This is a genomic window from Pedobacter sp., assembly GCF_031119335.1.
In the GTDB taxonomy this organism is placed as follows: domain Bacteria; phylum Bacteroidota; class Bacteroidia; order Sphingobacteriales; family Sphingobacteriaceae; genus Pedobacter.
Genome location: NZ_JAVHXT010000006.1, coordinates 179,687 through 198,861 on the forward strand (window position 1 = coordinate 179,687; position 19,175 = coordinate 198,861).

Annotated in this window: 15 protein-coding genes; 4 read left to right on the top strand and 11 right to left on the bottom strand. The window is 36.8% G+C overall.

The genetic code is table 11. The features are described from left to right. The first annotated feature begins 33 nt into the window (after window positions 1-33). Window positions 34-1,785 carry a GNAT family N-acyltransferase gene (locus REI64_RS08905; RefSeq protein WP_308849763.1) on the top strand — a complete coding sequence of 584 codons (1,752 nt, stop codon included), beginning with the start codon at window positions 34-36 and terminating at the stop codon, window positions 1,783-1,785. 390 nt (window positions 1,786-2,175) lie between these two features. Then, window positions 2,176-3,333 carry a hypothetical protein gene (locus tag REI64_RS08910; RefSeq protein WP_308849764.1) on the top strand — a complete coding sequence of 386 codons (1,158 nt, stop codon included), beginning with the start codon at window positions 2,176-2,178 and terminating at the stop codon, window positions 3,331-3,333. Window positions 3,334-3,382: 49 nt separating this feature from the next. Here REI64_RS08910 and REI64_RS08915 read toward each other — a convergent pair whose 3' ends face one another. The 11 genes from REI64_RS08915 to rpsT form a co-directional block, all read right to left on the bottom strand. Next, a complete protein-coding gene (locus REI64_RS08915; RefSeq protein ID WP_308849765.1) occupies window positions 3,383-4,723 on the bottom strand; it encodes a hypothetical protein in 1,341 nt (446 codons plus the stop codon). A 119-nt stretch (window positions 4,724-4,842) separates the two neighbouring features. Next, window positions 4,843-7,644, bottom strand: a complete 2,802-nt coding sequence (locus REI64_RS08920; protein ID WP_308849766.1) for a TonB-dependent receptor domain-containing protein — start codon at window positions 7,642-7,644, stop codon at window positions 4,843-4,845. 134 nt (window positions 7,645-7,778) lie between these two features. After that, on the bottom strand, window positions 7,779-8,291 hold the full coding sequence (locus tag REI64_RS08925) for an Mpo1-like protein (protein ID WP_308849767.1): 513 nt from the start codon (window positions 8,289-8,291) through the stop codon (window positions 7,779-7,781). A gap of 199 nt (window positions 8,292-8,490) precedes the next feature. Continuing rightward, entirely contained in the window at window positions 8,491-10,053 is a 1,563-nt protein-coding gene (gene rny / locus REI64_RS08930) for a ribonuclease Y (protein ID WP_308849768.1), read from the bottom strand. A 191-nt stretch (window positions 10,054-10,244) separates the two neighbouring features. Continuing rightward, window positions 10,245-10,535 carry a cell division protein ZapA gene (locus REI64_RS08935; protein ID WP_308849769.1) on the bottom strand — a complete coding sequence of 97 codons (291 nt, stop codon included), beginning with the start codon at window positions 10,533-10,535 and terminating at the stop codon, window positions 10,245-10,247. Window positions 10,536-10,568: 33 nt separating this feature from the next. Next, on the bottom strand, window positions 10,569-10,859 hold the full coding sequence (locus tag REI64_RS08940; protein ID WP_308849770.1) for a hypothetical protein: 291 nt from the start codon (window positions 10,857-10,859) through the stop codon (window positions 10,569-10,571). Window positions 10,860-10,958: 99 nt separating this feature from the next. Then, entirely contained in the window at window positions 10,959-13,355 is a 2,397-nt protein-coding gene (gene pheT, locus REI64_RS08945; RefSeq protein ID WP_308849771.1) for a phenylalanine--tRNA ligase subunit beta, read from the bottom strand. 213 nt (window positions 13,356-13,568) lie between these two features. Continuing rightward, the gene (locus tag REI64_RS08950; RefSeq protein WP_308849772.1) at window positions 13,569-14,402 is read right to left on the bottom strand and encodes an endonuclease/exonuclease/phosphatase family protein; all 834 of its coding nucleotides are present in this window, start codon (window positions 14,400-14,402) and stop codon (window positions 13,569-13,571) included. 64 nt (window positions 14,403-14,466) lie between these two features. After that, a complete protein-coding gene (radC, locus tag REI64_RS08955; RefSeq protein WP_308849773.1) occupies window positions 14,467-15,165 on the bottom strand; it encodes a DNA repair protein RadC in 699 nt (232 codons plus the stop codon). Window positions 15,166-15,180: 15 nt separating this feature from the next. Then, window positions 15,181-16,230 carry a TlpA disulfide reductase family protein gene (locus tag REI64_RS08960; RefSeq protein ID WP_308849774.1) on the bottom strand — a complete coding sequence of 350 codons (1,050 nt, stop codon included), beginning with the start codon at window positions 16,228-16,230 and terminating at the stop codon, window positions 15,181-15,183. Window positions 16,231-16,303: 73 nt separating this feature from the next. Then, the gene (rpsT, locus tag REI64_RS08965) at window positions 16,304-16,558 is read right to left on the bottom strand and encodes a 30S ribosomal protein S20 (protein ID WP_308849775.1); all 255 of its coding nucleotides are present in this window, start codon (window positions 16,556-16,558) and stop codon (window positions 16,304-16,306) included. A 233-nt stretch (window positions 16,559-16,791) separates the two neighbouring features. On the opposite strand from rpsT, the gene purN reads away from it, so the two are divergent. Continuing rightward, a complete protein-coding gene (purN, locus tag REI64_RS08970) occupies window positions 16,792-17,370 on the top strand; it encodes a phosphoribosylglycinamide formyltransferase (RefSeq protein WP_308849826.1) in 579 nt (192 codons plus the stop codon). 147 nt (window positions 17,371-17,517) lie between these two features. Further along, entirely contained in the window at window positions 17,518-19,044 is a 1,527-nt protein-coding gene (purH, locus tag REI64_RS08975; protein ID WP_308849776.1) for a bifunctional phosphoribosylaminoimidazolecarboxamide formyltransferase/IMP cyclohydrolase, read from the top strand. The last annotated feature ends 131 nt before the right edge of the window (window positions 19,045-19,175 follow it).

Here is a 19,175-nt window from a genome sequence, read left to right on the forward strand (position 1 = left end):
TTTTGGAATTGCATTGCACCTTATTATTTATAGATGAAGATTATAACCAAACAAGAGTTTGCCCAGGCAACCAAAATAGATAAGTTAGGCGTACCAGGACTTGCAGCCCTGTTAATGGAAGTAATGAAGCTGAACGACATTAACAAGGTGTTCTCCAAAAACCAACATTTTGAGGGCTTAGAGTTTGTGGATAAGATACTGGAAACCATTGGTGTTTCTATAGATTTTGATGAAGATGACCTAAAACACATCCCGAAAACTGGCGGATTTATTGCCATTGCCAATCACCCATATGGCGGTGTAGAAGGCTTGGCATTGGTAAAGCTGCTTTGCACCGTTAGGCCGGAAGCGAAGGTAATGGTAAACTTTATTTTGAAGAAAATACCAAACCTAAGTGAGTTTTTTGTGGCTGTAAATCCTTTTGAAAATGTGCAGCACTCGTCTAGTATTAGCGGATTAAAATCTACTTTCGATTTGCTACAAAGTGGTACGCCTATCGGGATTTTCCCCGCTGGCGAAGTTTCTACCTTTAATTTAGAAAAGCAGGAAATTACCGACAGACTTTGGCATCCGGTGGTGGGAAAACTCGTTTCAAAAGCGAAACTTCCAGTAGTTCCAATTTATTTTCATGGTAATAATGGCGTGCTGTTTAACATCCTGAGCTTCATCCACCCTACGCTTCGAACGGCAAAGTTGCCATCCGAGTTTTTGAACAAGCAGGGTTTGAAAATTAAAGTGCGTATTGGTAAGCCGATCAAGATTGAAGACATCAATTACAATAAGGACACCAATAAGCTTTTAGATTTTTTAAGAGCTAGAACTTACGCCCTAGGCACCAGCATTGAGCAGGAAAGGAAACTTTTCAATCCTATTAATCTGTTTAAGATTAAGAAAAAGCCTGCCGAAATAGTTGAAGAGACCAACAAAGAACTGATGGCCAAAGAGGTAGCCAATTTAACCGAATACAAAGTTTGGGAAGAGAAAGCCTATGAAGTCTACATTGTTCCAACTACGGGCATTCCGAATATTTTAAGGGAAATAGGCCGTTTGCGTGAAATTACTTTCAGACAGGTTGGTGAGGGCACTAATAAAAAAATAGATTTAGATAACTACGATATTTACTACAATCACCTTTTTATTTGGGACAAAGAAACGCAGATGATTGTGGGTGCTTACCGAATTGGCAAAGGCGATGAAATTTTGGATACCATGGGTAAACGTGGCTTCTACATTTCAGAACTTTTTAAAATCAAAGAACCTTTCTACCCAATTTTAAGGCAAGGAATTGAACTAGGCAGATCGTGGATCAGGAAAGAATATCAATTGAAACCACTGCCTCTTTTTCTATTGTGGAAAGGTATTTTGAAATACTTAATTCTAAATCCGCAGTACCGTTATATGATTGGCCCAGTAAGTATTAGCAATAGTTTTTCTAAGTTTAGTAAGTCTTTAATTGTAGATTTTATTACGAAAAACCATTTCGATTACGAGATGGCGCATTACGTAAAACCAAGAAATAAGTTTAAAGCAGACCTTACACCTATTGATACCGATTTATTGATTGAACAGAGTGAGAGCTTGAAAGACTTAGATGGATTGATTGGTGATATTGAAAATCATCATATTAAAATTCCGGTGTTGTTGCGCCAGTACATGAATTTGAACGCCAAAATTATTTGTTTCAATATAGACCCAAAATTTTCCGATTGCCTAGATGGATTTTTAGTAGTTGATACGCATAAAATTCCTGCAGATATTTTAGAGAAGGTTGGAAAGAACCTTTAAACCATAACAGTGACGTTGTCACATTGAGCTTGTCGAAATGTTCGCAAAAGGCTTCGACAAGCTCAGCCTGACAAAGACAACACACACCTTCAAAAAGCAAAAGCCTCGACATCCATCGGGGCTTTTTGCTATCAACTAACCTAAACTGTATGATAAATACTAACCAAATATTTAACGTCACAAATGTAGCGTGGCAATGTTAAGTCCTTGTAAAACCTGAGTTATTTTATATTTACTTAACAGGAAAAATGAAATTCTTGTAAAAACTGTGTTTTTCTCAAAAAACTTCTTGCAATTAGGTGTTAATTTTGTTTAAATTTAATGTTAACCGAATGTTAAGACATGCACTCAATTAAACGATATGGCATTTTTAAACTCTCAGTATTGCTGATGGTTTTATGCACGTTCACTAATGTGAAAGGGCAAATGCACAGCTTTGAGTTCTATGGTCATACCTTTAATATCAATGTAGATTCTAATATCATCCTTAAAAACAAGGTAGACTTTAACACACAATACATTTCATCAGCCTACCATACTTTAGAAGCTAGTAACTACCAACCCATAGTAGATACGCTTTTGGCTTTTCAAAAGAAGAAACAACTTAATGACTGGCTCTTTTATCAACTCATTAGAAAAACAGCAGAGACCATTTGCGCCAAGAAAAAAAACTATGAGCAATACACTTTATATAAATGGTTCCTATTAGGTAAAAGCGGTTACGATGTTCGTTTAATTTTAGCCGACAACAGAATTATCATGTACGTTTATAACAACGAAAAGATTTTTGATATTCCCTATGTGATACTGGATAATAAAAAATACATGTGCTTAAACTACCATGATTATATCCATACCAATTTTACATCGATACCTGATACGGAAATGATTGGCATAACTGAAGCTACCAAACCTTTCTCTTACCAGATTACCAAAATGCCCGATTTTAATCCTTCGAATTATGGCAAGAAGCAAGTGTCATTTAAATATGGCGCACAAGACTATCATTTCGACATTAAAGTGAGCCCAGAGGTAGAAAGCATTTTCAAAAATTATCCAGGCGTCGATTTCTCTTATTATTTTAACATCCCTTTAACCAAAGAAACGTACGGTTCTTTAATCCCTACATTGAAAAAGAACATAGATGGTATGTCTGTAAAAAATGGTGTAAATTATTTGATGAAGTTTACCAGATATGCTTTCTTATATGAAAACGACCATGAAAACTTTGGAAAAGAAAAGAGATTATCGCCAGAACAAACTTTATTAAATCCATACAGCGATTGCGACGATAGGGCAGCATTATTCTTTTACTTAGTAAGAGAGATTTACGATTTACCAATGATTGTTTTACTCTATCCTACGCATGTAACAATGGCTGTTCAGTTTGACAAACCAATTGGAAAAACTATCAATTACAACAACAGAGCTTACTCTATTTGCGAACCTACTCCTCAAATTAACGATTTACCAATAGGAAAATTACCGCCTAAATTAAGAAAGGAAGCCTACGAAGTAGTGTACGCATACGAACCTAACACAAAATAAAAAAGGTGCGCTGTAAACAACGCACCCCTTATATTTTATTTAATTAAAATTATCTTTTATCAGTTTTAACCCAGGCACCAGTAGTCCAATCAGAACCTGCTTGTACTGCACCTTTGTAGTTAGCAGCAGTGAAGAAAGGATCTAATGTAGTTGGATCTACTGAACCAGTAGTAGAAGTGCCTACGAATACACCTGTAATGTAAGCAGGCTTAGTGCTAGTTTCTGTGATAGTGTTACTATATGGACCAGTAATGAATGGATTACTAGTAGGGGTTAAAGTTGTAGTACCACCACTTGAAGGTTTGAAAACCCAAGGTTTAACATTAGAAATGTCTGAGTTTTTAATTACTAAAGAGTTATCAAGCACATTAGCCAAAGTACCGTTGTGCTCTACATCTACACCATTGTTAAAGTTATAGATTACGAAGTTGTGCAACTTACCTTTAGTACCTTGACGTAATTTCAAACCAGTAGTTTTACCAACATCAGAAGCTGTCTTAGGATCATCACCTGTTTTTGCAATTAATGAACCTACTAAAGTTACGTTAGATAAAGTTGGATTGGAGAACGGATTAGCTGCATTATTTGTATCGCTATTATCTGCCTCAATACCTCTATCAGCTACACCATCACCTTGTACACCAACCAAGAATTGGGCTTTACCAGACCAGCCGAAAGTCCAGTCGAAAGTATCATCTTGCGCACCGTAAGCGAAAAGATATTTTACATTTACAGTACCACCAAACCATTCGAAAGCATCGTCACCACCTCTATAAACAGATAAGTACTCTACTGTAGTTCCGTTACCTACACCTTCAAAAGTGAAGCCGTTATGTTCTTTAGTGGCAGTTTGTTTTCTACCTGTAAATTCTACACGCATATATTTCAATGTGCCAGAGTTGTCATTAGCTACTGTACCACCGTAAGTAACTCCCGCACCCATTTCTGAAGCGACACGACCACCTTCACCATTTACTGGTGCTCTACCGCATACAATAATACCTCCCCAATCTTGTTCTGTTGGAGTAGTTGCACCAGAAGTAAATACAATAGGGCTAGCAGCAGTACCTTGAGCATTAATTTTAGCTCCTGGCTCAATTAACAAATAAGCTGTTGCTGGCTCATTAGGATCGTGCTTAACAGTAACTCCGTCTTGAATGGTAATCGTTTTACCTTCTTTAACGTGAACTCCGCCTCTTAAAACATAAGTGTTTCCTTTAACTAAAGTTACATCATTTACTAAGTCGCCAACAAGTACGGTACCATTAGCTAATGATCCTGCTAATACAGTGTCTTCTTCTGTTGGCTTGTCTTTTTTACAAGCTGTAAAGGTTGAAGCACCCGCTAAAGCCACAACAAAAAAGATTTTTGAAAATTTAAGCTTATTCATTTTTTTAAATTGTTTATATTCAAAATTTTATATCACAAAGCAACAACATTAGTATTAAGAATAGATTAGCTAGTAATTACCAGTCCATCAACAAAACATTAATTAATTGTTAACTACCACTAGAATGTGTAGTTAAGGTTAACACCTATATTCATTCCTCGCTTGTACTGATTGTAAGGAAGATTATTATTTTCATACTCCTGTTGGAATTTGATATCCGGATTGAGGATATTACCAAAGTTGAAATCCAAGCCTATCTTATTGTTCAATTTTGTATTGATGATAAAATCTAAAGTATTCACAGGCATTTCATAGATATCACCCGCTTGTTGTGCTCCCGCAGCAAACAAACGTTTACCAAAAACATTGTAAGCTAAAGTAAATGTCGTGTTAGATTTAGCCGACCAGTTGTGCTTGTAGCTATAATCAAAATTGATTAAATATGGAGATGCACCAAATAAAGGCCTCGAAGTGTTTGTAGGCGCAATTGGCGTAGCAGAATTATTAATCGTTTCTTGGCTGATGTCGATTTTACTATAGATGTATGAAGCGTTAAAGCCTAGTGACATATTTTGTAAAGCTTTTGATGATGATGAGAATAAAGCCCCAATATTTCTGTTATATTCTACTTCAACTCCAGCTAACATTGCGTTATCGGTATTGATGTATGTAAATAATGGATCGGCAGAAACCACTTGACTTAACTCGATGGGTTTATCAATATATTTTCCAAATAAACTTACTGCAAAGATCTCACCGCTAGAAGGATAGATTTCATATTTCAAATCAACATTGTAGTTATCGCTATTTATCAAATTTGGATTACCTTCACCTTCAGCTATACCAAAACCAACGTTGTATCTAAATGGTGCAGCCTCCACAAATTGCGGACGAGAAATAGTCTTACTCGCTGCGAACAACACGTTAGATTTATCATCAAGCGCATACTTCAAAGTCAATGCCGGCAATATATCTAAGCCATCAATTGTTTTAACCCTAAAAGGAGAATCGTAAGTTTGGCTACCTAATTTGTAGTAAGTGTTTTGTTCAGAATACTCTGCTCTTATACCAGCAATTAATTTTAGCTTCTTATTAAATTCGAAGTTGAAGTTCACAAACGAAGCTGCAATCATCAAATCTGCTTCATAGTTATTTGGCGCATAATAAGATTCATCGTATCTAAATGAGTTTTCATCGTTACCGCTTCCTAAATTGTTATCGTTCAAATAAAGATCTACTTGGTTTAAATTAAATACAGGATTTAGACCAATTTTCGTTTCAAATTGTCTTGAATTGAAAACCCTAGATTTGTACCTGCCTTGAAAACCGAATTGCAAAGTTTTAAAAGCTGACTCAGTATTTTTTGATTTTAGCTCAGCAGTGATATTACCCGAGAAATCATCCTCATTCAAGTCTGCAAAAAACCTGTGGTTATCACTATTGTTAAGTTTCAAAAATGAATAAGTAGAAGTTTTATTATCGATAAAAGTATTTTGAACCCTATCTGGCGTACTTCCGGTAATGTTTGTATAACCTAAAGTATATTTCAAATTGAAACGTTCACTAAAGTTATTTGTACCAGAAAACTGTCCGGTTAATAATGAATTTTGTACATAAGCATTTCTTCTAGCGTAGATATCACCACTTAAATCGGCCTTAAAACCTTGCTGGTTGAAAATATCATTACCAGAATCATTAACAAACATACCAGTTACACTGTAGCTGCTCTTGCTTCCTGGTTTGTAATATAAGTTCAACAATGCAGAAGTATTCGTTGTAAAACTGAAACGTTCTGTTTGGTATAAATAATCTGGCGCTTGCTGTGCGTTATAAATTGCACTGATACCATCGTTAAAACGAAGATCATTTTTATACCCTAAACTTGCCAAGTAGCCAAATTTTCTGTTGTTGCCTAAATCGTACGAGTCGCCTCCAGATAATGAGAAACCTGTAGCTACCGGCGCTGTAATAGTTTCTGGCGACCATTTAGTTGCAAAATTCGGCTTTAAGTTAGGGCGCTCTGCAGATCTGTAGATACGCATATTATCAATAGCTTGCGGCATTGCTCTCTCACCTCTGTCAAAACCTGTAAAGTTCAAAAAGCTTCTTTGGGTGGTGTAAAAATCCTTCCCAGTGGTGATAGAATTATATCCGCTAGATAAGCCAACTTTAAAAAAGCCTTGCTCTGGATAATCTTTAGTTACGATATCGATAGAACCTCCTGAGAAATCGCCATACAATTCTGGAGAATAAGATTTAGTTACACCAATATTTTTAACTACCGAAGTAGGGAAAATATCTAAAGGAATTAACTTCAAATCTGGATTAGTAGAAGGAATTGGCAATCCGTTTAAAGTAGTATTGTTGTAACGATCTCCTAAACCTCTTACGAAAACGTTTTTATTGCCAACCATTGATACGCCAGCAATCTTACTTACACCTTCTGCAACATTAGATAAACCTTTACGACTTAACTCCTGTGCTCCAATTTTTTGAACTACTAAAGTCGAGTTTTTACGTTCTGCCAGTAAGGCATTGCTAGATTCTTTATTTGCTTTACCTGCAATTACAACTTGGTTTAAAGTAGAGCTAGATTCTTCTAGAGCAACGTTTAGGGTTGTTGTTGCACCTTCTTTTACTTCAACCAATTTAATTGTGGTTGGAAGGTAACTCACATAAGAAACTTCTATGGTGTATTTTCCTGCTGCCAGACCTCCGATACTGTACTTTCCGTTAACATCAGTACCAGCAACTTTATTTGCACCTACCACTTTAACGGCGGCGCTAATCAGCGTTTCGCCAGTTTTTTTATCTGTTACAGTTCCTGCAATTTTTCCTGTTCCCTGTGCGAAAACAAGTACACTGCCTAACACGAACATGATGGTTAGTAGTGCTTTTTTTAGAGTTAATTGTGATTTCAATTTGCCTTATTTTTAATTAGGGCAAAACTATTACCACAATGTTAGCTTCATGTTAGCTTGAAATTACCATTTGTTTACCGGCAGGTTAATAAATTGTTAAACACCGCCGGTATCGCTTTTGGAGAGCGTTTCAATTAATATTTTAAGCCGATTTTCTTGCATATAAAGTGCAATAACCAAATTGGGCCAATTAACAAAAACTTAACATCTTCTAAAAATGACGGCTTCTTACCTTCTATTTTATGACCGATAAATTGACCAACCCAAGCGAGTACAAATATGCCTGCGTAAATGCCGTAAGCCGTTGCACTACCTAAACCTACAAGTAATTCTATTTTCACAATTACAAAGCTCATTGCCGATACTACCCAAATCATCAGGAAAAACAAAACCGGCGATAGTGTAAAATAGTAATACAGTGAAAAAGCAAGTAAGAAAGATGCCCAGTTAAGGAAGGTTTGGTATTGTCCCAAGAAATCTAGCTTAGGAAATGGAATTTGCCAAACTAAGCCTAACAGACTGAAGACAATTAGAGGAACACAAATCCAATGGATCAATTTATTGGTATGATCTTGATGGCTTTCTGCATATTTATCGAATAAGATATCTATAGGCTTTCTTTCTGGCGCTTTTACAGTCTTGCTCATAGCTGGTTAATTTTGGTTTTGTAAAAGTAAGAAAAGCGATAGAAATCTATCGCTTTTAGTTTTAGTATCTTTTATAAGTCGTCATTGCGAGGCACGAAGCAATCTCTCTATATGAATTTAGAATATCGGTTTAAGATTGCTTCGTACCTCGCAATGACGATACTATCAGTGTAATCCCGAAATCGGTTTAATCCCAAAACTACTTCGCAAATGCTACCGAACGGGTTTCTCTAATTACCGTTACCTTGATTTGACCTGGATAAGTCATTTCAGTTTGGATACGGTTAGAGATATCTGCTGCTAACAATTCTGCCTGTTGGTCGGTTACTCTTTCACTTTCTACCACTACACGTAGCTCTCTACCTGCTTGTATCGCAAAAGTTTTCTCTACACCCGGATAAGACAAGGCCAATTCTTCCAACTCTTTCAAACGCTTGATGTAGCTTTCTACTACCTCTCTACGAGCTCCAGGACGAGCACCAGAAATAGAGTCACAAGCTTGGATAATTGGAGAAATCATCGACGTCATTTCAATTTCGTCGTGGTGCGCTCCAATGGCGTTACAAACCTCTGGATGTTCCTTATATTTCTCTGCCAACTGCATACCCAAAATTGCGTGTGGTAATTCTGGATTATCATCAGGTACTTTACCTATATCGTGTAACAGACCTGCACGTTTAGCCAATTTTGCATTTAAGCCCAACTCTGCGGCCATAGTAGCACAGAAATTAGCTACCTCACGAGAGTGGTGCAATAAGTTTTGTCCGTAAGAAGAACGGTAACGCATACGGCCAACCATTCTAATTAACTCTGGGTGTAAACCGTGGATACCCAAATCGATTACAGTACGCTCACCAATCTCGATAATTTCATCTTCGATTTGCTTTTTGGTTTTAGCTACAATCTCTTCGATACGAGCTGGATGGATACGACCATCCGTTACCAAACGATGTAAAGCCAAACGGGCAATCTCTCTTCTTACCGGGTCAAAACCTGAAAGGATAATTGCCTCTGGTGTGTCATCCACAATAATTTCAATACCTGTTGCCGCTTCTAAAGCACGGATGTTACGACCTTCCCTACCAATTACACGTCCTTTAATTTCGTCGTTATCGATATGGAAAATAGACACCGAGTTTTCAATGGCAGCTTCTGCCGCAGTACGTTGAATAGTTTGGATAACTACTTTCTTTGCTTCTTTACTTGCAGTCAATTTAGCTTCGTCAACAATGTCTTTTACCTGCATCAAAGCTTGCGAACGAGCTTCTGCTTTCATGTTTTCTACCAACTGATTTTTAGCCTCTTCTGCACTTAAACCAGCAATAGTTTCTAGCTGCTGTACGTGTTGATTTTTAATCGCATCTACTTCTTCCTGTTTTTTTACAGCTAAAGCAGTTTGCTTTTCTAAGGTATCTTTTTGCTTATCTAGCTCTTGTTCTTTTCTGTTGGCATTCTCTAATTTCGAGTTTAAAGATTGCTCTTTTTGTTTGATACTGTTCTCACGTTGAGCTACCTCGCTGTTACGAGATTGAACTTGTTGTTCATGCTCTGCTTTCATCTGCAAGAACTTTTCTTTTGCTTCTAAAAGCTTGTTTTTCTTTAAGATTTCCGCATTATTTTCAGCATCTTTTAAAATTTTCTTCGCCTTTGTCTGCGCCGCTACTTCTTGTTGCTTTAACAGGTTACGCAGCAGGTATCTGCCAATTACCACCCCAACAATTAAGCTGGCGAGTATGCATCCTACTATTCCTAATATTTCCATTTTCTAGTTGTTGTTTAATGTTGATGACGCTATCCATCATCGTGGTTTTGTATATAAAAAAAGCCGTTACTAAATCATTATGTTCCAAATGTGCAGCCACATCAATTAAAAGAAACATAAAAATTTAGCCACGGCCAAATTTATAGCTATAGAAAACCCCTTCGAATTTCGAAAAGGCTATAAAGAACATTTTATTTAGCGAAAAATCCGTTCAATAAACTATCTAATTCTTCAACTTTATCGGTTACTGTGGTATCTTGGTGTTGTACCTTATGCTCGGCCTTTAAAACTGCCGTTGCATAATGTAGAACCGCCATCGACAACAAATCTTGCTTATCCCTAACCGCATAATTTTCCTGGTAGTCTTTTATACGTTCATTGATAATCTTTGCCGCCCTTCTCACAATTTCCTCTTCTTCCATACTCACCTTTAAAGGGTAAATACGGTCGGCGATAGTTATTTTAATCGAGATTTCTCCCATTTTTTAGCTTTGTTTCAATTAATCTTGCCTTACTTACTTTTTAAGCAATGCTACACACTTATCAATTTCACGCACAAATTCGTTAATTTTTTGCTTTATATCAAGTGTCTTTTCACTTGTACCTTCAATACTCTTTGCCAATTTGAGTACTCTTATCTTTTCATCTAGCTCTAAATGAACACCTTTAGCACTTTCTAGAGCTTGTTTTTGTTGCTGATTTTCTGACTTCAACAACTGGTTTTCTTCCTGTAACGCAGTGCAAAGCTCAATTAATCGAGCAGTTTTTTGCATTACACTATTGAGTTGATCAGCTACAGCAGCCATCTATTATTTAATTTTGAATGAGAAAATTTCGAATGAGAGAATGTTTCGGCATACCGACTTCAAAACTTTCAACTCTAAACTTTCAACTTTAAACCTATTCTATCTTATTTCTGCTTTTGCAGTTTGCGCTAAGTTAGTAATAATCTTTTGCATAATGCTATCTATCTGCTTATCAGTCAAAGTCTGCTCTTCGTCTTGCAAAGTAAAGTTTAAAGCATAAGATTTTTTACCTTCTGGCAATTTATCACCTTGGTAAACATCAAAAACCTGTACATTTTTAACCAATTTCTTCTCAGACTTGAAAGCAATCGTCTTCAATTCGTCAAAAGTAACTGCTTGGTCTACCAATAACGATAAATCTCTTCTTACCGCTGGATATTTAGGCACTTCCTTATTGATGATTTTGTTTTTCTTCAAGGCATCTAATACAAAAGCCCAGTCAAAATCAGCATAAAAAATATCCTGTTTCAAACCTGCTGCTTTTTTATCGGCGTTGGTTACTGCCCCAAAGCTCACCAAGGTTTTATCTCCTCTAAAGTATTTTAAGCCATAGGCGAAGTTTTCATCGCTTACTTCTGCTGTTTGGAAACTCGAAAGACCTAAGCGTGTAACCACAGCATCTACCGCTCCTTTTAAATTATAAAAACTTGATGGCGTAGATTGATGGTTCCATTGTTCACTTTGTTTAGCTCCACTTAATGCGATTAACAAACGAGGACGCTCTACATATTTACCTTCAATTAAATGATAAGTTTTACCAAACTCATAGAATTTAATATCCGAATTTTTACGGTTGATGTTATAAGTTACACTTTCTAAAGCTGGCTGCAACAAACTTTGTCGCATCGCATTCAAATCAGAACTCAATGGATTTAAAATTTGAACTGCCTCTTCCTCATTCTTAGAGTTAGCTAATCGAGTTAATGAGTTACACCAAATTTCTACAAAGCCGTTTGAAGTAAGCATATCAGCTACTAAGTTTTGTATATTCTCTCTATTCGGTTTAACTGTAAAAGCCAACGAAGCATTTACTTTCGATGGAATTTCGATATTGTCATAACCGTAGATACGCAAAACTTCTTCGGTAATATCGCACTCACGGGTAACGTCTACTTTGTAAGCAGGCACCAATAAATCCAATCCTTCTGTAGTTTCTTTAGCAACGCTGATACCTAAAGCCGTAATAATTTCTTTAATCTCCGCAGCAGGAATATCCTTACCAATTAAATCAACTATGTTTTGATATTTTACGGCTACTTCAAAAGGGTTAGCTTTAACAGGGTAAATATCAGAAACTGATGAAGAAATCTCACCACCTGCTACTTCCTTAATTAATAAAGCTGCTCTTTGCAAAGCTAAAATGGTAATTTCTGGGTCGGTACCACGCTCAAAACGGAAAGAAGCATCAGTTTTTAAACCGTGTCTTTTTGAGGTTTTACGTACAGAAACTGCGTTGAAATAAGCACTTTCCAGGAATATATTAGTTGTTTGCTCAGTAACTCCCGAACCAATTCCGCCGAAAACACCTGCAATACACAATGGTTTTTCAGCATCACAGATCATTAAATCTTCTGCCGAAAGCTTACGCTCTACTTCATCTAAAGTAACAAACGGTGTACCTTCCGCACATTTTTTAACAATGATTTTCTTGCCTGCAATTTGATCTGCATCAAAAGCATGTAAAGGCTGTCCCAACTCGTGCAATACGTAATTGGTAACATCCACTATGTTATTAATTGGACGAACGCCAATTACTTTCAATTTATCTTTTAGCCAATCTGGCGATGATTTTACCGTAACACCACTAATGCTTACACTGCTATAACGTGGACAAGCATCTGTAGCTTCAACTTCTACAGCGATGTTTAAGTTTTCATTCTCAGTTGCAAAAGCACTTACATCTGGCAATTCGTGGCTTGTACGTAAATAAGCTGCTAAATCTCTAGCCACACCTAAGTGCGAAGCTGCATCTGCTCTATTTGGTGTTAAACCAATTTCGAAGAGATAATCATCATCAACGTTGAAATATTTCTTAGCTTCTAAACCTATAGTCGCATCTTCTGGCAATACCATGATACCTGCATGAGAACCGCCCAAACCAATTTCATCTTCGGCACAAATCATCCCTTCAGAAACCTCGCCTCTAATTTTCGATTTATTGATTTTAAAAGGCTCGCCTTCATTTGGATGAACCATAGTACCAACAACGGCAACTACTACTTTTTGTCCCGCAGCTACGTTTGGTGCACCACAAACAATTTGTAATGGCTCTGGACCGCCAACATTTACTTTGGTTACGCTTAATCTATCTGCATTTGGGTGCTGCGCTCTTTCTTCCACATATCCAATTACCAAGCCTTCTAATCCGCCTGGAATAGTTTGCACTTTCTCTAGGCTTTCTACCTCTAAACCAATATTAGTTAAGATTAAAGAAAGTTCTTGAGGAGTTTTATCCGTTTTTAATAATTGTTTAAGCCAGCTGTATGATATTTTCATGTTTGGGTATTGAGTAGGGCGTATTGCGTATTGCGATCATCTCACTACGCATATCTCTATACGCTATACGATTTAAAGTGCAAAGATATTATTTATAAAGGTAAAGGAGAAGGAATATAAGGATAAGACTTACGAAGTTTATCAAACTTCGTAAGTCTTCAAAAAAAAGCACCTCTCGCCGTTAGAACAAGTCCCCTTTAGGGGATTTAGGGGTTAAAACAACAATTTGACAAATACCGGCATATGATCTGAAAAATAGCGTTGGTCTTTACTATCCGTTAACACCCCATATTTCTGTACCTTGAAACCTTTGTTTACGAAAACATAATCAATCCTTTCTTTCAACGGACTGTTAAACTTGAAACCATTAAATGTCCCTTCAGGACCGTAAGGAGCTTCTATCGAAACTTCTTTACTATCACTTAAGAACGATTTGATAGTTGCAATAGCTTCTGTTTCTGGAGTTACGTTTAAATCACCCGTGTAAATAACCGGTAATTTAGGTGCAATTTCTTGTATTTTTTGTTTGATTAATTTTGCAGACTCTATTCTGGCCTGCACACCAACGTGGTCATAATGCGTATTGAAAACCAAAAACTCTTTTTTATTTAACTTATCGTAAAGTCGCACCCAGGTACAAACACGATTAAACATGGCATCCCAACCCTTACTTGGCACATCTGGCGTTTGCGATAACCAGAACACACCACCGTCTTTCTTGGTAAATCTATTTTTATTATAATAGATTGGAGAAAATTCGCCTTTACGTTTGCCGTCATCTCTACCAGCACCCACTGCCTCAAATTCAGAGTTCTCTAACAAAAAATCGTATTGTTCTGCCAAAGCTTCTTGTGTACACAAAATATCTGTATCATGAAATTTCACGAGTGCTTTTACATCATCTTTTCTTTTAGACCAAGCATTTACGCCATCTTTCTCTGTGGCGTATCTTATATTATAGGTCATTACATTAATCGGCTGATTTTTTTGAGCTTGAACTTGAAAGCCCGCCACAATTAGCAAAAGCGCTATGATAATTCTTTTCATTTCATTTAATTTTAATTTCAAATGTAAAGAATAGAAATTAAGCGAAAGTAAAATCTATGAAACATTAAACATATCCTTCATCAGCCAAGCTTAAAAAAGTGTCATTATAAACAATCAAATGATCATGAACAGCAATTTCCATCATTTTACCCAATTCCATTAGTTTCTTGGTGATACTGATATCGGCACTGCTGGGCTTCAAACTGCCAGACGGGTGATTATGCACCAATACCAAAGACGCCGCACCGTGCTCCAGTGCAGTTTTAAAAACAATTTTCGGATCTACAACCGTACCTGCCTGACCGCCCTTGCTCAAAAAGTGTTTGCCAATAACAACATTGGATCTGCTCATTAACAATACCCAAAATTCTTCATGCGGCAAATCGGCCAAGTCGGCCTTCAACATTCGATGAACATCAATAGAAGATGTCACTTTTTGTACCTCGGTTGGTTCCGCTTCCTTTCTTCTACGCCCCAACTCTAGAGCAGCAACAATGGTAATGGCTTTAGCTTCGCCGATGCCTTTAAATTTTGATAACTCCTTTACGCCAAGTTGCGCTAATTTATGGAGGTCGTTTTGGCAAGAGCCAAGGATGCGCTTGCTTAGGTCAACAGCAGTTTCGTTTCTACTGCCCGAACCAATTAAGATGGCAATGAGCTCTGCATCAGTAAGCTGTCGCCTGCCTTGTTGCAGTAATTTTTCCCGCGGACGGTCGGCCTCTGCCCAAGCTTTGATGCCGAGTTTGTTTTCATAGATAGACATAGATGTAGATTTTATTTAGAGAAGGATTTCCTCAAGCTTCTTATTTAAAGCTTCACCTCTTAAATTCATTGCGATTACCCTCCCTTCTTTGTCAATAAGGATACTTGAAGGAACCGATTTAAGATTAAACATTTTATAAACCTCGTTTTGCCAACCATCCAAGTCGGAGACATGCTTCCAAACTAAACCATCTTTTGCAATAGCATCTAGCCATTTGTCTTTATCATCATCTAACGAGACACCTAAAATCTCAAAATCTTTATGTTTAAAGGTTTCGTAAGCCTTAACCAAATTTGGATTCTCTTCCCTACACGGTACGCACCAAGAAGCCCAAAAATCAATCAACACGTATTTTCCTTTCAAATCCGAGATACTAAACATTTTACCTTTAGTATCTTTTTGAGAAAAGGACGGTAATAACTCCCCTACCTTTAGCATGTACTTAGTAAGCGCAGCATTTTTAATTCTAACGCCGTAGAATGATTTTTTTGTCTTTTCGTTAAAACTTTCATAGTATGTTTTTAACTTATCTTTAGCTATAAAACTACTATACCAATTTAGCAAGATACTTCTTTCTAGGTCAGATTTATTTTTATCTATATAAGAAAGCGCCAACTTTTCACCTCTTTTCTTGTCTTCCTCTTTTGAAGACACCAAGCCTTTCATCTCTGCTTTCAATTTATCAAATTCGTCCTGAAATTTATTTTTCTGAACAAAAGTTACTTTGGTCGTCAGAAAAGTTCGAAAATCCCTAACAGTTGTAGTATCCAATTCTAAGATTGTCGGCTTTTCACCTACATATACTTCAAAAGACGTAGTCATAACATCTTTTGGCAGATTTTCAAAATCCATATATAGACTAACCGCCTTTGGAAGTTCGGCTTTACCTATATAATGAAACTTTCCATCAACTACAGGAACGGAATCCACCAGCTTTTGGTCATACATCACTTTTAACAGACCATTTGTTGGCTCCTTATACTTTCCATAGATTTCAAACTTTTTCTGAGCGAAAACGAAGTTGACTATTGAAGAGACAAAAAGGAAGAGAGTTATTTTTTTCATCAGATTTTTTTTTAAACAAAAAAACGGCATCATCTTTCGATGATACCGTTTCTAATATCGTTTAAAAAAGCGACTATTTCAAGTTGTTAACGAACTTAGTTAACTTAGCTTTATTGTTAGAAGCTTTGTTTTTGTGGATAACGTTCTTTTTAGCTAAACGATCTAACATAGAAATTACTTTAGGAAGCATTTCTAATCCAGTTTTTTTATCTTCAGCAGCACGCAATCTTTTAATGAAAGTACGCGTAGTTTTAGCTTGATATCTGTTACGTAGACGTTTTGCAGCGTTTGCTCTAATTCTTTTTAATGCTGATTTATGATTTGCCATTGTTTAGCCTTTTATTTCTTCTTGTATTTATTTTCGGACTGCAAATATAGAGGTATTATTTTTAATTGCAAAATGGTTTTTAAAAAATATTTTCATCTAACATTTTAAGCACGAAGCTTTTGAATGCTAAACACTTATACCCATTCATTATTTTTAGATAAATTAAGGTTTTTTGGCCCGAAATTAGTGCAAAGAGCCATAAAATATTATTTTTGGAAAAAACACAGAAATCAGTGAAGAAACGTATCGCCATTTTTGCTTCAGGTTCAGGATCAAATGCCCAAAAGATAATGGAGCATTTTAAACGCAGTACAGAGGCAGAAGTCGCCTTAGTTCTAACAAACAACCCAGAATCGTACGTATTACAAAGAGCCGACAGCTTTGAAATTCCCTCTCATGTTTTCGATAGGCATGAGTTTTACCAAACTGATGAGGTATTAGACTTGCTTAAAAACCTGGACATAGACCTAATTGTATTAGCAGGCTTCCTTTGGTTAATTCCTGAAAACTTGTTAAAAGAATATCCTGGAAGAATGATTAACATACACCCTGCCCTATTACCAAAGTATGGCGGCAAAGGAATGTATGGTGATAAAGTTCATAAGGCTGTATTAGAGGCGAAAGAACCCGAAGGTGGCATTACTATACATTATGTAAATGAACATTATGACGAAGGTGAGTTCATCTATCAAGCTAAATACCGTATAGATAAAGGCGACAACTTGGAAATGGTAAAGTTTAAAGGGCAGCAATTGGAACATTTACACTATCCAAGGATTGTGGAAACACTGATTAAGAAGATAAAGAAATAGCAATAACTGCTAGATTGTTGCATTGTTTAATTGCCGCACATCTGGTTAACAATAAAGCAATTTAACAATAGATCATTTTTCTTTCAAAACCTCCTCTAAAAATCGGCTCATTTTCATACCTTTGCGGCTCAAAACAATACCCTCAAAATGAGCCAAACAGTAAAGATCAAAAACGCCCTAATTTCAGTTTATTACAAAGATGGTTTAGCACCATTAGTTGAGTACCTTGGCAAACAAGGTGTAACCTTATTTTCTACCGGTGGAACCGAGCAGTTTATTAAAGACTTAAACGTTCCTGTGACCGCTGTAGAAGACTTAACTAGCTATCCTTCTATTTTAGGTGGACGTGTAAAGACTTTACACCCGAAAGTTTTTGGCGGTATTTTAAACCGTAGAAACTTAGCTGGCGACCAAGAGCAGATTGCTCAGTACGAAATCCCAGAAATTGACTTGGTAATCGTAGATCTTTATCCTTTTGAGGAAACTGTTAAAAATGGTGGTACCGACGAAGAAATTATCGAGAAGATTGACATCGGCGGGATTTCTTTAATTAGAGCCGCTGCTAAAAACTTTAACGACGTGGTAATTATTGCATCAAAAGATGATTACTCGACTTTATTGGAACAACTGCAGGCGCAAGATGGTGCAACTGATTTAGCACAGCGTAAGGCTTTCGCTAAAAAAGCTTTCCATACTTCTTCTCACTATGACACGGCAATCTTCAACTATTTCAATAACGAAGAGCCTTTAAACGTTTTCAAAGAAAGCATTGCTAGCGCACAAACTTTACGTTACGGTGAAAACCCACACCAAGCTGGCGTTTTTTATGGTGATTTGAACGAGATGTTTACCAAACTTAATGGAAAAGAGCTTAGTTATAACAACTTGGTTGACGTTGATGCTGCTGTAAGTTTAATCGATGAATTTGAAGAACCTACTTTTGCAATATTGAAACATACCAATGCTTGTGGCGTAGCTTCTAGAAGCACGGTTAAACAAGCTTGGATTGATGCTTTAGGCTGTGATCCAGTTTCTGCTTTCGGTGGTGTTTTAATTACCAACAGAGAAGTTGATTTGGCAACTGCAGAAGAAATTAACAACTTATTTTTTGAAGTTTTAATTGCACCAAGCTACGAGCAGGCTGCTATTGACTTGTTTAAAACGAAGAAAAACCGCGTAATCTTAAAACGCAATTATGTTGAATTGAACAAAAAACAATTCAAAACTTTATTGAACGGTGTAATTGAGCAGGATAAAGATCTAATTATCGAAGGTCCGGAGCAAATGACTGCTGTTACCGAAAAGGCACCAACCGCACAAGAATTAAAAGACCTGCACTTCGCTAATAAAATAGTAAAACACACAAAATCTAACACCATTGTTTTGGTTAAGGATGATGTTTTAATTGCTAGTGGTGTTGGTCAAACTTCAAGAGTTGATGCTTTGAGACAAGCTATTGAAAAAGCAGCTTCTTTTGGTTTCAGCGTACAAGGTGCTGCCATGGCTTCTGATGCTTTCTTCCCTTTCCCTGATTGTGTGGAGATTGCTGCTGATGCTGGTATTACTGCAGTTTTACAACCAGGCGGTTCTATTAAAGATGCTGATTCTGTAGCAAAAGCTAACGAAAAAGGCATTGCAATGGTAACTACTGGTGTGAGACATTTTAAGCACTAAAGCCCCACCTAACCTCCCCAAAGGGGAGGAATGCAAATTGCAGATTAGACGTTTGCCGTTATTGCGAGGCACGAAGCAATCTTTAAGCAAATAAAAGGTTGTGAGTTTTAAGCAAAGACCCGAGTTCGCTA

Excerpts from the sequence above, each read along its gene's own strand:
- REI64_RS08905 (WP_308849763.1), top strand. The coding sequence starts at position 34 with ATGAAGATTATAACCAAACAAGAGTTTGCCCAGGCAACCAAAATAGAT.
- REI64_RS08910 (WP_308849764.1), top strand. The coding sequence starts at position 2,176 with ATGGTTTTATGCACGTTCACTAATGTGAAAGGGCAAATGCACAGCTTT.
- REI64_RS08915 (WP_308849765.1), bottom strand. The coding sequence starts at position 4,723 with ATGAATAAGCTTAAATTTTCAAAAATCTTTTTTGTTGTGGCTTTAGCG.
- REI64_RS08925 (WP_308849767.1), bottom strand. The coding sequence starts at position 8,291 with ATGAGCAAGACTGTAAAAGCGCCAGAAAGAAAGCCTATAGATATCTTA.
- rny (WP_308849768.1), bottom strand. The coding sequence starts at position 10,053 with ATGGAAATATTAGGAATAGTAGGATGCATACTCGCCAGCTTAATTGTT.
- REI64_RS08935 (WP_308849769.1), bottom strand. The coding sequence starts at position 10,535 with ATGGGAGAAATCTCGATTAAAATAACTATCGCCGACCGTATTTACCCT.
- REI64_RS08940 (WP_308849770.1), bottom strand. The coding sequence starts at position 10,859 with ATGGCTGCTGTAGCTGATCAACTCAATAGTGTAATGCAAAAAACTGCT.
- pheT (WP_308849771.1), bottom strand. The coding sequence starts at position 13,355 with ATGAAAATATCATACAGCTGGCTTAAACAATTATTAAAAACGGATAAA.
- REI64_RS08950 (WP_308849772.1), bottom strand. The coding sequence starts at position 14,402 with ATGAAAAGAATTATCATAGCGCTTTTGCTAATTGTGGCGGGCTTTCAA.
- radC (WP_308849773.1), bottom strand. The coding sequence starts at position 15,165 with ATGTCTATCTATGAAAACAAACTCGGCATCAAAGCTTGGGCAGAGGCC.
- REI64_RS08960 (WP_308849774.1), bottom strand. The coding sequence starts at position 16,230 with ATGAAAAAAATAACTCTCTTCCTTTTTGTCTCTTCAATAGTCAACTTC.
- rpsT (WP_308849775.1), bottom strand. The coding sequence starts at position 16,558 with ATGGCAAATCATAAATCAGCATTAAAAAGAATTAGAGCAAACGCTGCA.
- purH (WP_308849776.1), top strand. The coding sequence starts at position 17,518 with ATGAGCCAAACAGTAAAGATCAAAAACGCCCTAATTTCAGTTTATTAC.